This is a genomic window from Streptomyces sp. NPDC048434 (assembly GCF_043200375.1).
Lineage (GTDB): Bacteria > Actinomycetota > Actinomycetes > Streptomycetales > Streptomycetaceae > Streptomyces.
Window position 1 is genome coordinate 347,832 of record NZ_JBICXQ010000001.1, and the last position, 15,386, is coordinate 363,217.

At 72.4% G+C, this 15,386-nt stretch carries 12 protein-coding genes; 4 read left to right on the plus strand and 8 right to left on the minus strand.

Going from position 1 to position 15,386, the window contains the following annotated elements:
- The first annotated feature begins 13 nt into the window (after positions 1–13).
- Both ACGFWI_RS01625 and ACGFWI_RS01630 read left to right on the plus strand, forming a co-directional pair.
- On the plus strand, positions 14–1,726 hold the full coding sequence (locus ACGFWI_RS01625; protein WP_393903873.1) for an AMP-binding protein: 1,713 nt from the start codon (positions 14–16) through the stop codon (positions 1,724–1,726).
- A complete protein-coding gene (locus tag ACGFWI_RS01630) occupies positions 1,726–1,902 on the plus strand; it encodes a (2Fe-2S)-binding protein (protein ID WP_380922405.1) in 177 nt (58 codons plus the stop codon). Before ACGFWI_RS01625 ends, ACGFWI_RS01630 begins: the two co-directional genes overlap by 1 nt.
- Positions 1,903–2,020: 118 nt before the next feature.
- Here the strand turns inward: ACGFWI_RS01630 and ACGFWI_RS01635 are convergent, their stop codons facing one another.
- From ACGFWI_RS01635 to ACGFWI_RS01655, 5 genes are all read right to left on the minus strand, one after another.
- Positions 2,021–2,968, minus strand: coding sequence for a DMT family transporter (locus ACGFWI_RS01635; protein WP_393903874.1), 948 nt, complete (start codon positions 2,966–2,968; stop codon positions 2,021–2,023).
- A 210-nt stretch (positions 2,969–3,178) separates the two neighbouring features.
- The gene (locus ACGFWI_RS01640; RefSeq protein ID WP_393903875.1) at positions 3,179–3,778 is read right to left on the minus strand and encodes a cupin domain-containing protein; all 600 of its coding nucleotides are present in this window, start codon (positions 3,776–3,778) and stop codon (positions 3,179–3,181) included.
- A gap of 60 nt (positions 3,779–3,838) precedes the next feature.
- Positions 3,839–4,870 (minus strand): LuxR C-terminal-related transcriptional regulator, encoded by a 1,032-nt coding sequence (locus tag ACGFWI_RS01645; RefSeq protein ID WP_393903876.1) that lies wholly within the window; start codon positions 4,868–4,870, stop codon positions 3,839–3,841.
- Complete coding sequence (locus ACGFWI_RS01650) at positions 4,867–6,123, minus strand: MFS transporter (protein WP_393903877.1); 1,257 nt, start codon at positions 6,121–6,123, stop codon at positions 4,867–4,869. Before ACGFWI_RS01650 ends, ACGFWI_RS01645 begins: the two co-directional genes overlap by 4 nt.
- Positions 6,120–8,069 (minus strand): FAD/NAD(P)-binding protein, encoded by a 1,950-nt coding sequence (locus tag ACGFWI_RS01655; protein ID WP_393903878.1) that lies wholly within the window; start codon positions 8,067–8,069, stop codon positions 6,120–6,122. Before ACGFWI_RS01655 ends, ACGFWI_RS01650 begins: the two co-directional genes overlap by 4 nt.
- A 1,118-nt stretch (positions 8,070–9,187) precedes the next feature.
- Here ACGFWI_RS01655 and ACGFWI_RS01660 point away from each other — a divergent pair.
- Positions 9,188–10,045, plus strand: coding sequence for a LysR family transcriptional regulator (locus ACGFWI_RS01660; protein ID WP_393903879.1), 858 nt, complete (start codon positions 9,188–9,190; stop codon positions 10,043–10,045).
- Positions 10,046–10,068: 23 nt separating this feature from the next.
- Here the strand turns inward: ACGFWI_RS01660 and ACGFWI_RS01665 are convergent, their stop codons facing one another.
- The 3 genes from ACGFWI_RS01665 to ACGFWI_RS01675 all read right to left on the minus strand — a co-directional run bounded on the left by ACGFWI_RS01665 (position 10,069) and on the right by ACGFWI_RS01675 (position 13,909).
- Positions 10,069–11,241 (minus strand): hypothetical protein, encoded by a 1,173-nt coding sequence (locus ACGFWI_RS01665; protein WP_393903880.1) that lies wholly within the window; start codon positions 11,239–11,241, stop codon positions 10,069–10,071.
- A gap of 42 nt (positions 11,242–11,283) precedes the next feature.
- A complete protein-coding gene (locus tag ACGFWI_RS01670; protein ID WP_393903996.1) occupies positions 11,284–12,534 on the minus strand; it encodes a DegT/DnrJ/EryC1/StrS family aminotransferase in 1,251 nt (416 codons plus the stop codon).
- A gap of 343 nt (positions 12,535–12,877) precedes the next feature.
- Positions 12,878–13,909, minus strand: a complete 1,032-nt coding sequence (locus tag ACGFWI_RS01675; protein ID WP_393903881.1) for a LacI family DNA-binding transcriptional regulator — start codon at positions 13,907–13,909, stop codon at positions 12,878–12,880.
- Between the two features lie 149 nt (positions 13,910–14,058).
- Here ACGFWI_RS01675 and ACGFWI_RS01680 point away from each other — a divergent pair, with 149 nt between their 5' ends.
- Positions 14,059–15,384, plus strand: coding sequence for an ABC transporter substrate-binding protein (locus tag ACGFWI_RS01680; RefSeq protein WP_393903882.1), 1,326 nt, complete (start codon positions 14,059–14,061; stop codon positions 15,382–15,384).
- Positions 15,385–15,386 lie beyond the last annotated feature (2 nt).

Consider the following 15,386-nt stretch of genomic DNA (forward strand, 5'->3'; position numbering starts at 1 on the left):
AGGCCCGATGAGCATGACCCGACATGAGACCGCGGCGACCCTCGCCTTCCGCAAGGCCCGCGACGTGCTGCTGGACAACCGGGAGGATCTGGAGGCCGCCCACCGGGCCTTCTCCTGGCCGCAGTTGGACCGGTTCAACTGGGCCCTGGACTGGTTCGATGTGATCGCCGACGGCAACCCGGCACCGGCGCTGCGCATCCTGGGCCCGGCCGACGACGGCTCCGCGGACACCGAGGTCTCCTACGAGGCCATGTCCCGCCGGTCCGACCAGGTGGCCTGCTGGCTGCACGACCTGGGGGTGCGCCGGGGTGATCACCTCCTGCTGGTGCTGCACAACCGGGTGGAGCTGTGGGAGACGCTGCTGGCCGCCATCAAGCTCGGTGCCGTCGTCGTCCCCACCTACACCACGACCACCTCCTTCGACCTCGCCGACCGGATCGAACGCGCGGAGATCCGGCACGTCATCGCCGAGGCGGAGGCGGTGCCGCGGTTCGCCGGCATACCCGGTGCCTGGACGCGCGTCGCCGTCGGCGGCCGGGCGGCCGGCTGGCTTCCGTTCGACACCTCGCTCCAGGCCGGCACCGTCTTCACCCCGGACGGCTGGACGGGGGCCGACGACCCGCTGTTCCGCTATTTCACCTCCGGCACGACCTCGCGGCCGAAGATGGTCGCCCACACCCACCTCAGCTACCCCGTGGGCCATCTCTCGGGCATGTACTGGAACGGCGTACGGCCCGGCGACTGCCATCTCAACGTCTCCGCGCCCGGCTGGGCCAAGCACGCCTGGAGCTCCTTCTTCGTGCCGTGGAACGCCGAGGCCACGGCGCTGGCCCTGGCCACGCCCCGGCCGCGGCCGGCGGACGTCCTGGCCGCCCTGCGGACCCGGGAGATCACCACGCTGTGTGCCCCGCCCACCGTGTGGCGCGGCATGATCCAGGAGGGCCTGGGCGAACGGCCGCCGGTGCTTCGGGAGGCCGCCGCCGTCGGCGAGTCCCTGGAGCCCGCCCTCTACAACGCCGTGCACGAGGCGTGGGATCTGTCCGTACGGGACGGCTTCGGCCAGACCGAGACCACCGCCCAGATCGGCAACCCGCCGGGCCGCACCGTCACCCCCGGCCGGATGGGCTGGGCGCTGCCGGGCTACGAACTCCTCCTCGTCGACCAGGAGTCGGGCGACGAGGTGCCCGACGGGACACCCGGTGAGCTGTGCGTGAGCCTGTCGCCCGCCCCGGCGGGCATGATGACCGGTTACGCCGGTGACGAGGCCAAGACCGCCTCGGCGTTCAAGGACGGCGTCTACCACACGGGCGACCTGGTGGTCCGGCACGAGGACGGCAGTTACGCCTACGTGGGGCGCACGGACGACATGTTCAAGTCCTTCGATCACCGCATCTCCCCGCTGGAGCTGGAACGCGCCCTGCTGCGCAGTGCGTCGGTCGGGCACGCCGCGGTGGTGGCGGTGCCGCACCCGGTCGGACTGTGGGAGCCGAAGGTGTACGTCGTGCCCGCGCAGGGGCTCGCACCCGACGCGGAAACGGCGCGGGCCGTCTTCGCCGACGCGGTGGCACAGCTGCCCCGGGAGAAGTGGGTGCGGCTGCTGGAGTTCACCACGGAGCTGCCGCTCACGGCTTCGGGCAAGATCCGCCGGGCGGAGCTGCGCGAGCGCCCGGAGCGCCCCGAGCTGGTCCACCGCCTGGCCGAACCGGAACCGGGCGAGGGGGCGTGATGGAGTCGGAACAGCTGCTGTGCCTGTGCGCAAGGGTTCCGGAGGGTGAGGTGGTGGCCGCCGTCGAGGCGGGCGCCGCCGACCTGGAGGAGGTACGCGCGGCGACGGAGGCCAACACCGGCTGCGGGGACTGCGCCGCCGACATCGAGGACATCCTGGCCGAGTTCGGCCGTTAGGCCCTGCCACCCGCGAAGACGGGAGGCGGCTGCGCTCCCGGTGGGAGCCGGCGGGGTGCCGGGCCGGGTGGTCCGGCACCCCGTACGTGTCCTGCGGGTGTCCGTGGGTGGCACGGCGTCAGCTCCGTACCCGGCCGGCGAGCAGGGTGCCCGCGGTGGCCAGGACCAGCCCGCCCAGGGTCAGCGGGCCGAGATGCTGGTCGAGCAGCAGGGCGGCGAAGCCGGCCGTGACCATGGGCACCAGGTAGAAGAGGCTGCTCACCTGGCTGGTGCCGTGCCGTTGCAGGAGCCCGTAGAGCAGGCCGACGCCGACGATGGAGTTGACGAGCGCCGCCCACAGCAGCACCGGCCAGTAGCCGGCGGTGAAGGTGGCGTCGAAACCCTCCGCGAGCAGGGCGGGCAGCAGCGCGACGACGGCGGCGGCCAGCAGCTGTACGGCGTTGCCGGAGACCGGATCCATGCCCTGGCAGAACCGCTTCTGGTAGACGGTGCCGGCCGAGATGCCCAGGAGCGCCAGGACGAGGAAGCCGAGCCCGACGAGGTAGTCACCGTCGAAGTGGAGCCCCTCGCTGACCGCGAGTGCGACCCCGCCGAGCCCCAGCACCAGGCCGAGGCACTGGCCGCGGGTGACGCGCTCGTGCAGGACGGGAACGGCGATCAGCGAGGCCGTCAGCGGATAGAGCGCGATGATCAGTGCGGCGAGACCGGACGGGACGCCGAGGTCCATGCCGACGTAGATGCTGGAGAACTGGACGCCCTGCACCAGGACACCGGCGACGGCCAGATGCGCCAGCAGCCGGCCGCGGGGTAACGCGCGCCGGCTGACCAGGGCGATCACCAGCAGAATCGCCCCGGCGATGGCGAAGCGCAGGGCCGCGAAGGTGTAGGGGGCGGAGTGGCGCAGGCCGAGCTTGCCGGAGATGAAGCCCGAACTCCACACCAGTACCAGGGCGATGCGGGCCCACAGGTCGGCGCCTCGGCCGCCGGCGCGTGCCGCGGTTGCGGCCCCGCTCGCGGCCGGGGGCGGAGCGGTGGGTGGGGAGGTTTCGGTGGGATTCAGCTGCATGGCGCGTCCCGATCTCTTGGTGCGACTCGCGAGGTCCGCCGGAGCGGCGTGTGCGTTAAAAAGCACGCTAGTGCAGAATAAGGTTCACTCTCAATGAAGACGCCTCCCGTTGCAGGAAGTTGCAGCACCGGGACGGCACACGAGAGAGCCGGGGCACCCTCAGGTGCCCCGGCTCACCACCGGCGGGTCCCGCGTCCGGGAACGAAGCCGTCAGTAAAGGCTGGAGAAGAGCAGCGCGACCATCCGCGCTGGCTGGTCGGTGTCGTTGCGGAACGAGTGCGGATACCCCGCCGACCAGCGCGCGCAGTCCCCGGTCCGCAGGGTGTGGTCGACGCCGTTGTACCGGGTCACCAAGGTGCCCTCGGTCACGATGATCAGGTCCGTGCCCTCGTGCTGAAGGTCCTCGCCCAGCGCGCTGTGCGGCGCGAAGTCCCCCTGGACCACCTGGTATCCCAACTCCGGTGCGCGCAGCACCCGGTAGCTGATGCCGGGCGCCCGCTCGATCACCGACTGTTCACCGAACGGGAACAGCGACGGCGCGGCCTGACCGGGCGAGAAGCCGAGGAACGACCCCACGTTGTGCCCGAACACCTTCGCCAGCCGGCCCAGTCGCTCCAGCGCGATATCGGTCTCGCCCCGCTCCAGCGCCGCCAGGAACGAGACCGAAAGGCGGCATTCGGCCGCCACCTGACGCAGCGACATCCCCCGCTGGGTCCGCAGCCGGTGCAGGACCTCCCCCGGAGCCGGAAAGCCCAGTTCGGGGTCCGGGCGGTGGGCTGCCGGGGTGGTCGGGGAGTCCGGGGCGGTCATGGCCGCATCCTAATCGAGTACGTCATACGCCCCCTCGGCTCTCCGGCCCGCACCTGCCGCTCAGCAGGCTGCCCGCTCGGCGTCCAGCAGGCCCGAGCCGGCGATGAGTACGCCGAGGTGGAAACGGCTGCGGGCACCGAACTCCTCGTAGATCTTGGCGATATGGCTGCGGCAGGTCCGGACACTCAGCCCCACCTGCCGGGCGATGGCGTCGTCCGTCTCCCCTTCGGCGAGCAGCCGCAGGATCGACATCCGCACACCGGAGACCAGCCGGCTGACCTCCGTCGCCCGGTTGTGGCTCTCGAACGGCCGGGCGGCCAGCCAGCTCCGCTCGAAGACGCCGGTCAGGAACTGGACCACGCCCGGCTGCCGGATCACCACCGCCCGCTCCGCACTGTCCTGGGCGGGGATGAACGCCACCTCCCGGTCGAACACCGTCATCCGCTCGAAGACCTCGCCGAGGGTGCGTACCTCGCCGCCGTACTGCGTCACCAACGTCAGGTACTCCTTCGTCGGCCGGCTGAAGCGCGCGGTGTGCTGGAACACCGCCCGCAACCGCACCCCGCGCACCGCGACCGCGACATCCGGCTCCCACAGGCGCCACGGTCCGTCGGCCGCCCCGCCACCGCCCGGCTGCGCGGACAGCACCTCGTGCCGGCAGTTGGCCGAGGCCACCGCCAGCTCCTCGGCAATGGCGTCCGTGCCGGTCAGCGTCCGGAACGCCTGCTCGTGCTCCGCCTCCCGCAACGCCTGGTCGTGCACCTCCTGGAAGGCCGCGAGCTCGGCCCGGATCTCCTCCGAGCGCTGCTCGATCAGCGCGATCTGTGAATGCAGCGGTACCAGCAGCCGCGACGCCGCGGCGCGTGGTGCCACCGCCACATACGCCGGCTCGTCCCCGTGCAGCGGCTGCAGCAGCCCGGTCTCCACCAGCCGGCGGGCCGCTTCGGTCACCCGCGGAGCGCTCCAGCCGAGCCGCTCCGCCCCGTCCCGCACCCGTAACACCTGGATACGCGCGGCCAGTTGGTAGAGCTCCTCCAAGTCCTCGTTCACCTGCGGCCGGTCCAGCCGCGCCAGGGTCGGATCCGTGGTCATCGGTCTCCTCCGTATGTCTCAGTCGATCCTCGCCGCGTGACGCGGTCCGGCCGCCGGGCCACCAGCACGGCGACGAAGGCGCACCCGCCCGCCGCCGACACCGGCCACCAGGCGGCGGCCCCGACCACCTGGTAGCAGAACCCGAACAGCAGCGGCCCCGCCATCGCCCCGAGCGAGACCCCCATCTGTGTCCACGCCGTGGCCCGGTTCTCCCGGCCGGGGAAGGCGAGGGCGGCCGCGTAGTGCAGCACCCCCGCCCAGCCCCAGCCGCCCGCGTAGGCCAGCAGCGCCCCGACGATCTGCGGGCCCGTCCCGCCGGTGGCCAGCAGGCACGTCCCCGCCAGGCCCGTGGCGAACATCAGGGCCAGCACGGGGCGGACGGCCACCCGCCCGGTGTCCGATCCCCGGCCCGCCGCGATACGCACCACGATGGTCAGCGCCGAGGCGGCCGCCACGGTCAACGCGCCCGCGGTGTAGGTCATACCGCCGTCCGTCAGCGTCACCAGCAGGAAGCCGCCGAGGCTGTTGCCGACCACCGCCCCGAACAGGCCCGCGGCCGACAGCGCCAGCAGCCGCCGGTCCGGCCGCAGCGCCGGGGCGGTCGTGCGCGGCGCGGCGCCGCCCGCCGGACCGGCGGTACGCGAGCGCCACAACACCACGCCGTGCAGCACACACAGAGCTGCCGCCACACAGAAGGCGGACCGCCAGCCGAACGGGACCACCAGCAGCGGGACGGCCACACTGCACACCAGCGTGGCGGCCGGCACCGCGGCCTGCTTCAGGCCGAACGCGAACCCTCGTATGCCCGGTGCGCACCGGCGCATCAGCAACTGGTTGGTGTGCGGCTGGCTGTAGCCGTACGCCGCGCCGCCGGCCAGCGCGCCCGCCCACAGCCCGGCCGTCGGCCAGGCCGCCATCGCCGACAGCGCGCCGGCGGTGACCAGCAGGGCGACGGCGAGGGTGGTCTCCACGGCAGCCGGGGACTCGTGGCGCCTGCTGCGCCAGGCGCCGCCGAGCGAACCGAGCCAGTACAGGGCCAGTACCTGGCCCATACGCCCCTCGCCCCAGCCCAGTTCCCGCCCGATCAGGGCATGCGCGGCGCCGGGCAGGAAGACGGGCGTGGAGGTGAGCACGGTCATCGCGGCCACATGCCAGACGGCGCCCAGGTCGCGGCGCGGCTCCGGCGGGCCGCCCGGGACGGCCACGGCCACGGCGGGAGCCGGCCGGGTGGGCACGGACGGATGTCTGCTCATGCCGTGACCCGCCCGCCACGGCTCTCGCGCAGCCCGCGGTCGCCGCGGGCTCCGTCGTGCAGCCCGAGCGCGGCCCGCGCGACGGCGTCCGTCTCGCGCAGCATGACCGAGTCGACCCCGGGCCGGGCGCCGGCGGCGGTGAGCCAGTGCACGCCTTCGGTGGGGATGCCGAGCGCGAACCGCGCGGGATGCCGCCGGCCGTCCGAGGCGACCAGACGGTGGTCGCGCCCGACATGCAGACCGCCCGTGTGGTGCCGTGCGCCGCCGGCTCCGGCCAGCCGGAACCCGGACGCCTGACCGGTGGCCAACAGGCCGCGCAGCAGCGGGTCGTCCGCGGTGCGGACATCGGGCTCCGGCAGCCGCGCCTCGATCAGAACGCGGGCGCGCACCGGCCCACCGCCCACGGCGGGAGAGGACGCCTCGAAGGCGTCGGCGTCCATACGGACCGTGGTGCGGGGGCCGAGGAAGCCGAGTACCCCGGCGCGGGCCACCGCGGCCAGCTCTTCGACGCGGCGGCGCGGCGGTCCGATGGAGAGGAAGGCATTGAGCGGGGAGTACCAGCCCTGCACCTCGGTGCGGTACGCATCGCCGTCCAGCCCGTCGCGGTCGATGGCCCGCCGGATCTCGTTGCGCAGGTCGCGCATCGCGTCCAGTGCGGCCTTCAGCGGACCGTGCACATTGCCGAGCGCCGCCTGGGCCGCGTCCTCGTCCAGGCGGTGCAGCATCCACGCGTCCAGCTCGGCACGGCCGGTGAACTCCCGCCCCGCCAGCGGGTCCAGCAGCCGCTGCCAGTCCCAGCGGTCCCGCTCGGCGATGCCCGCGGCCGTCAGCGTCTGCCGTAACGCCCTGCCGTCGGCGCCGTCGGCGTCCATGGCGAGCATCCGCTCGCGCAGTCGCTCGGCCTCCTCCGGAAGGCCGCGGCACCGCAGGAGCGTGGCGTAGTAGACGGACTCCACCTCACGGCTGATCAGCGGCCACAGGTCCGTGTGGAAGCGCAGCCCGCCCCGCTCGTGGAGCTCGGCGGCGAGGGCGGGGGTGAGCAGCCGCGGCAGGTACCGGCCCTCGGCCCCCTTCTGGTTGTCGCCGCGGGCGTGGTGCGGAACCCCTCTGCGCGATCCGGCGAAGAGCCGGGGTTCGTTCCCCGAGGGCCGGTACGCCAGCCGCCCGTCCTCGCCGCGGTGGAAGGTGCCGCCGCGGCCGGCGGTGAGGCGGGCGAGGTGGTCGAAGAAGTTCAGGCCCAGCCCGCGCAGGATCACCGCCTCGCCCGGCTCGATGCCGTCGAGGTCGACGTCGGCGGGGTTGGCGGGCGGCAGATAGCGCAGGTGGCGGGCCCGCGCGCCCTTCTCCAGCCGTTCGGTCTCCCCGGACGGGACCGCCGGGAGGTGGCCGAGGGCGAGCACCACGGCGTCCAGGCCGGTGAGTTCACCCCCGTCGCCGAGCAGAACGCGCTGCCCGGCGTCGTCCTCGGTGACCTTGAGCGCGCGCGTCCGACGGAACCGCACACGGACGCCCCGTGGAGCGGTCTCCACCAGCCGCCGGTACACCCAGCTCAGGTAGTGGCCGTAGAAGGCGCGGGTGGGGTAGTCGTCGGGACCGAGCCGCGCGGCCTCCAGGGCGACGTCCGCGGGGCAGGACTCGACGCCTTCCATGACGACCACGAAGCGGGCCCACTCGTACAGGCTCGGGCCGCTTTCCACCGGACCCGCGCAGCTCAGGCTCGTGTCGGTGAACAGGGTGACCTGGGAAGCCACGGTGTTCATCAGGAGTTCCGGCTGTTGGTCCGTGCGCCAGACCGCGCCGCCGGGCGGCCAGGGATCCACGAGGTGGACGACGAGCGTGCCGGGTCTGTCCCCGGCGGCGCCTCGCGCGTTCGCGCATATTCGCTCCAGCACGCTCAGTCCGCGCGGTCCTGCGCCGACAATCGCGATCTCACGGGTCGTCTTCATCGTCTCTCCAAGCAGTTGGGTGGCCGTACGCCGTCGCACGGCGGCGGAAACGGGCACGGGGAGCGGCCCGTCGGTAACCGGTGGGGTTGGAGCGGAATCGGTGAACGGGACAGCGGGAGGGGAGATCAGGCCGTGAGGGGCGGGGCCGGGCACTGACATCGACGGAGTGCGACGGCCGGCAGAGCGCCGAAGGCCACGCGAGAGGCGGCACATTGCCCGCCCGGTCGGCAGGGCGCGGTGACGGCGGCGGTGACGGCGGCGAGCAGCGCAGAGGAGAGGACCGTCGGCCGGCCCGGTGCCTGCGGGGCAGGGGCGGCGGAACCGGTGCCGGTCCGGTGGCCGTCGTGGGCGGGGTGCCGAAGGGTACGGGCGGGGAGCACGGGCCGGGCGGCGGCGGTCATCGCCGCGGCGACCAGCGCCGAGCACCGCCGGGAAAGGCCCCCACCGGCCGCGATCGGCGTGATCGTCACCGGCCGGCGGAAGCGCCCGGTGCCCAGGGCCGCGAGCATGCCGGGAATCCCGGCCCGGCCCGGTGTCGGATATTTACTCTCCGGCAGATTCCGCCTGTGTGCGCTCGCACGTTGAATCACGTCCCCCACTCGCTTCCGTCACGGCGGAAATCGGCCCGCATGAGGCCGCTTCCAGATCGCACAACAAGGCTAGCCACGAGGTTGCGGCCGTGTGAAATATCAAGCGCGTCCCACTCATAGCCGGTGCGTATGAATGGGCGGCACCGCGCAACTCGCTGTCAGCTACAACTTTTTCCGCCCGGCAGGGTGGATCAACTGCACTTATGTCGTCCATGAATGAATCGGTGCGTCAAGTCATTTCTCATGTATGCCGCCCTCTCATACCCTTACTCCTCGCCCCCCGGCCCGGGGCCCGAGTGAGAGCCGTATCCCCTTGAAGGAGCGAACCGACATTGCCGCAATGAAGGAGGTCCGGCGTTGCCCGCAACGAATGCGGAGGTTCCCGGAGACGCGAACCGCACGCCGTCCGCGAACGGCCCGGATCCCCATTCCGGTCTCCCCTTAACCAGCGGTAATACGCGCGAGGTGGCCGATGCCGGGGTGCCCCGATTCTCGGCCGTCCTCGCCTCGGTTCGTATGCTCCTGGATATGGGGATAGAACTGCACCACTTACGGGGCTTCTTGGCGATCGCCGAGGAACAACACTTCACCCGGGCCGCCGCCAGACTGCATCTCTCCCAGCCGAGCCTGAGCAGGAATCTCAGGCGCCTGGAGGAGCAGCTTGGCGTCCGTCTCCTGGAGCGCACCACCCGCCGCGTCACCCTCACGCCGGCCGGTGAACGGCTCTACCGTCAACTCGCCCAGCTCTTACCCCGGTTGGAGGAGGCCTTGCGGCCCGACCGGGCGGACGAAGTCCTGCGGCTCGGGTTCACCTGGGGCTTCCCCGCCGGCTGGGCCCACGAGGCCATGGACCGTTTCCACGAGCTCACCCGCGCCCGTGTCGTACCGATACGCAGGGACGAGCCACTGGCCGGCCTCGACCGGGGGGAGGCCGACCTCGCCATTCTGCGGGGGCCGGTCACCACCCCCGGCATCCGCTCGGTGACCCTCCTGCACGAGGACCGCATCGCCGCCGTGGCGGTCCATTCCCCCCTGGCCCGTCGGGACCGGATCAGATGGAGCGAACTCTCCGGACTGCCGCTGGTCATCAACACCGTGAGCGGTACCACCCGGTTGGAGGACTGGCCCGCCGAACGCCGCCCCCGACTGGCGGCCACCTGCACCAACTTCGACGAGTGGCTGGAGTCCGTCGCCGCGGGCCATGGCGTCGGAGTCGTCCCCGAATCCGTCGCCGACCGCCACATCCATCCGTCCGTCGTCTTCGTCCGCCTGGTGGACGCCCCGCCCGTTCCCCTGCAGCTCGCCTTCCCCCGGCAGGGCGCCCACCCCCTCACCGCCGAGTTCGTCACCATCATCCAGCAGATCTTTGCGGCCCGCCCGGACTGACCGTGCCCCTGGCCCGACGCGGGTCACTCCGTCCCCTCGCGGCGGGCCAGGCTCTCGGCGAACTCCGCCCACAGCCGCATACAGGCGCTCGCCGTCTCGGCCAGTGCCGGGACGCAGTGGGCCGGTACCCCGTTGGCGAGTTGCTCGACGTCATCGAGCGCGGCCTCCTGCGCGATGAGCAGCCGCAGCAGTGCGCGTCCCGCGTCCGTGGACCGCAGGGAGAGGTCCTGCCGCAGGAACGGCAGCCGTGCCAGCGAGGGCGCAGCGAGTGCGTGCGGGGTGCCGTTCCGGGGCGCTCCGCCGTGCGCGGATGCGTGCTGCGGAGCGTCGGGCGGGGAGGCGCTCCGGGCGGCGCCGTGCGAGGGGGTGTGCGGTGCGGTTCCGGCAGAGGTGTCGCCCTCTTCGGCATCGCGGGTGCGGCCGTGCACCTCCAGCCTGCGGCGGCCGGCGGCGATGCCCCGCTGCTGTGCGGGGATCAGATCCTGTCCGCTGCGCAGCCGTCGGCTCACGTCCTGAGCGGTGCCCAGGGAGATCCCCGCCCACTGCGCGACCTCCCGCAGGGTCACTCCGGGATTCTCGCGCAGCAGATGCCCGGCCAGCAGCCGGCCGTCCGCCGTGCTGGCCGGGCGGACCCGCCCGTCGCGCCCGAGCCGGGCTGCGTTCGACTGCGGCTCGTGCGCGGTCGAACGCCCGCGCAGCGCGGCAATGGTCTTCGCCGACAGCCCGGCGACGGCGCTCAGCGAACGGTCCGAGCAGTACGGGTAGTCCCGCAGGATGCGCAGCGCCGCGGCCTTGCGGTCCTCCATGGACAGCGGCAGCCCGTGGGCGGTGTTGGACCGTACGGCATGCACGAAGCCTTCCTTCTCCGTGCCGTGGAACAGCTCCGCGCTGATCTCGGACCCGCCGCGCAGGATCACCGCGTGGACCCGGTGGATCCCGTCGAGCACCCGCATCGTGGGGCGGTGCACGAGAACCGGCGGCAGACCGTCCGGGTCCGCCTCGGCGAGGGTGCGGATGTGCGCCTCGTCGCAGCCTCCGAGCCGCGGTGACTCCGACATGTCCAGCGCGCTGATCTGCAGCGGCACCGGCTCGCGGCCCGCCGCGGGCGCGGCCGGCAGATGCGTCCGCGCCTCGTCGCCGGCCGGTCCGGACGGTACGCCGTCCACCACACCCGGTAACGCCTTTCCCAGGGACATGGCCTTCTTCCCTCCCTCTCCCGCTCCCTTCCGCTCTCCTCCCTACTTCCGTCCGCAGGCCGTCGCCGACACCGCCAACGGGGCCGGCGTCCCGCCGTTCAGCTCGGCCAGCGACTCGTCCAGCGCCTCGACGAGATAGTCCTCCTGAGAGGGTGTCAGCAGCGGATGGCAGGGGAGGTTGACGTGCCGGTCGAACCAGCTGCGTTCGGCGACCGGGCACTCACCGCGCAGATGTCCCCGGTGCCGCCACTGGGGCAGCAGATGCTGGGGGAAGTAGCGCAGCTGGATCTCCACGCCCCTGCGGTCCAGGGCCAGGACGAGCAGGTCGCGCAGCTCCTGGCGCTCGGCGAAACAGGTGTAGAGGTGGTAGGCGTGCTCGCTGTGCGCGGGCGCCGACTGCGGCGTGATGAACGGGTAGCGGGTGAGCACCTCGTCCAGCCGCCCGGCGAGCGCGCGCCGCCGGCCGACGGCGGCCCACAGCCCGGTGAGCTGGGCCTGTCCGAGGGCCGCGACCGCCTCCGGCATCGTCGCGTCGCTGCCGGGCCGCCGCACGGAGCCGCGGTGAAGGGGCCCGTCGTACGGGGTCCACGGCAGCACGCCCGGCCGAGCCGGCCCGGTGCGCACGGTCCGGGTCCCCCGGTCCGCGGTGCGCAGCAGGCGGAGGCGCTCGGCCCAGTCGTCCCGGTCGCAGGTGATCAGGCCGCCCTCGCCGGGCATGGTGCCGTTCTTGGCGTTGCGGAGGCTGAAGGTGGCGAGGTCGGCCAGCGACCCGGGACTCCGTCCGCGGTAGCGGGCGCCCAGCGCATGCGCACAGTCCTCCAGCACGACGACGCCGTGGCGCCGCGCCAGCGCCATGATGGTGTCCATCTCGGCGGGGCAGCCGCCGTAGTGCACCAGCAGCAGGGCCTTGGTGCGCGGGGTGATCAGCCCTTCCAGCGCGGCCGGGTCGATGTTGAGGGTCGCCGGGTCGATGTCGCAGAACCGGACGTGTACATCGTGGTCGGACAGCGGCTGGACGGTGGCCCGATGGGTCTGCGGGGTGGTGATCACCTCGTCGCCGGGTGCCAGGTCGAGCAGGCGGACCGCGAGTTGGAGGGCGACCGTGCCGCTGGTCACCGAGATCGCGTGCCGGCTGCCGACCGTCTCGGCGAAGGAGCGCTCGAACCCCTCGCGCCGGCTGCCCGTCGGCAGGCGTGTGCTGTCGTGGGTCAGCTCGGTCAGTACGGCCGCCTCGGCGCCGGCCGACATGCTGCCCCGCTTTCCCCAGGGCACGACGTAACTCCTGTCCAGCATCAGTTCCCCCCAGATCGTCACTGGCCGCACCGGTGGGTGTGCGGTCCCTATGACAGTCGATGGACGGGATGCTGGTGAAGAGTCAGCGGTGGTCAGCAAGGTCAGTTAGGTCAGCTTTGCCATCCGGTGCCGGGGCCCGGCCCACGAGGTCCCTGGACCGCACCGGTCCACGGGATTCCGGACGGCGCTCCTCCCGAGGGGGGCGGACGGTCCCGCGGCCACTGGCTCCGGTGCCGGCTCCGGCGAGCGGGACGGCAGCGCGTAGCGAGATCCGTGATCTCAGCGTCCGGCAGGCATGTCTTGTGGATCGGCACGGGACCGCACCGATCCGCAAGACACCGGCCTAACTCCCCTCGGGCGGCGGCCCCGTGCTTCCGCGTGGGACGAGTTCGGTCGGCAGCACGATGTGCCGCTCGTGAGCGCCGTCGGAGTCGTCGATCACCGCGCGGGTGAGGCGGACGGCGGCGCGCCCGATTTCCACGGCGGGCTGGGCCAGTGTCGTCAGGCCCATGACTCCCGCCATGACGTGGTCGTCGAAGCCCATCACCGAAACCCGCCCCGGTACCGGGACGTTGGCCTCCCGCAGGGCCGCCAGCAGCCGGAAGGCCATGTCATCGGTCTCGGTGAACATTGCGGTCGGGGGTTCCTGGAGGCTCAGCAGCCGCCCCACGGCCGCGGCCATGCCGTTGCCCTTCCAGCCCGGCACGCTCAGGATGAGCGAGTCATCGTGCTCCAGCCCCGCTTCGGTGAGCGCCCGCAGATGCCCGGTGAGCCGGTTCTTGCTGCTCCAGGCGAAGCCCGTGGTGTCGGACGTCTGGAGAAAGGCGATCCGCCGGTGCCCGAGGTTGACCAGATGACGGGTGCCGCGCAGGGCGGCGTCCTCGTCGTCCACGTAGACGCTGGGGCGTCCCGGGGCGTGCTGGCTGACGAAGACGAGGGGCATGCTCAGGTCGTCGAGGCGGGCGCGTTCGGCGGGGGAGAGCGAGAAACTCACCACGAGCAGGGCGTCGGCGTTGCGGCGGGCGGGCAACCGGTCGAAGAAATCGGCGCGTTCGTGCACGTCGGTCACGCTGTACACCAGCAGATCGAGGCCCGCCTCGCGCAGCGCGGGTGCCATGCCGGACAGTGCCGAGCTCAGAAACCACGAGGCCAGGTCCGGCATCAGTACGGCGACTCGTCCGGTGCGGCCGGTGACCAGGCTGGAGGCACTGCGGGTGATCGCGAAGGAGAGTTCGCGGGCTGCCGCTTCCACCCGGGCGCGCGTCGGATCCGAGACCGTCGACAGACCGCGCAGGGTGCGCGAGACCGTGGACACCGAAACCCCCGCCCGATGGGCCACATCGGCCATCGTGGCCTCGCTCTGCGCTGAGGACATGCGGGGACGCTAGCACAAATTGGCGATGACAGCGTTGCCAGAAGATCCTCTCGCGAAATCTGTTGTTCATCAGCCGTTGACCTGGCGACAAGCCCGCTTTTAGCCTGCAAGCGCTGTCATCGATGGCAGGCAAGACGTGAGGAGCACTCATGGCCTTGAGCCGCAGAACCCTGCTTGCGGGCGGTCTCGCCGCCGGAGTCGGGCTCACCAGCGGTTGCGCGGGCAAGCCCTTGGACACCCTGCTGACCCAAGCCGCCCACGTCCCGCGTACCCCGGCCACCCTCACCTGGTGGGTGTCCGAAATCCCCTCCCGGAACGGCCCCGTGGTGGCCGACCTGATCATCCGCGCCTTCGAGCGCCGCCATCCGAACATCCATGTCCGAAAGTCGAACGCCCTCAGCACCACCGACGCCAACCGCGCCGCGGTCACCACGCAGCTCGCGGGCGGCTCACCCACCCCGGACGTCTATCTCGGCGACACCACCTGGCCGGCCCAGTTCGGCGCCAACTCCCTTGCGCTGCCGCTGCAGACGCTGCTGCCCAAGGGCTACTGGACGGACTACCCGGCGGCCCTGCGGCGGGTCAGTGAGTACCGCGGCGCCGTGTACGCGCTGCCGTTCTTCACCGACAGCGCTTTCCTCTACTACCGCAAGGACCTGCTGGCCAAGCACGGCCGACCGGTGCCCCGCACCTGGGAAGAGCTGCTGCGCACCGCGCGCACCATCCAGCGGGCCGGGGACGCCCCGTACGGATTTCTCTGGCAGGGGTCCGTATCGGAGTCGCTGACCTGCAACGTCGCCGAATTCCTGGCCGACGCCGAGGCCCCCGTACTGGACGGTGCGGGCCGCGTGGCGCTGAGCGGGGCGGGGGCGGAGCGGGCCTTCGCCCTGATGCGGGAGTTCACCGAGACCGGCGTCACGCCCCCTACGGTCGCCACCTACGTGGAAGCGGACTCGCAGGACGCGTTCACCGGCGGCCGCGGCGTCTTTCTGCGCAACTGGTCGTACGCCTGGGGCAATGCGGCCGACCGCTCGGTCTCCAAGGTGGCGGGCCGGGTCGGCGTCGCACCCCGCCCCGGCTTCGCCGGCGGCGGCCCGCGCGGGGTGAGCTGCGCCGGCGGCTGGAGCAACTTCGTCAACCCCAACTCCCGCCACCTCGGAGCTGCTGTCGCTTTTGCCCGCTTCTGTGCCGGTGAGGAGGCGCAGATGATCCTGCTGAAGCACGCCGGGGTGATTCCGGCGCTCGAAGAGGTGCTGACCCGGCCGGAGGCGCGCGCGGTCGGCGATCCGACGCTCACCCGGGTACGCGAACTACGGCTGGTCGCCCGGCCCGTGCAGACCCCGTACTACCCCCAGGTCAGCAAGGCGCTCTACACCAGGGCCAACGCCGTGATCGGCGGCCGGGCCACGCCCGCCCAGGCCGTGCGCGCGGCTCGCGCCGATATCCGGACCGCGCTGGAAGGCAGGGCGCTGTGAAT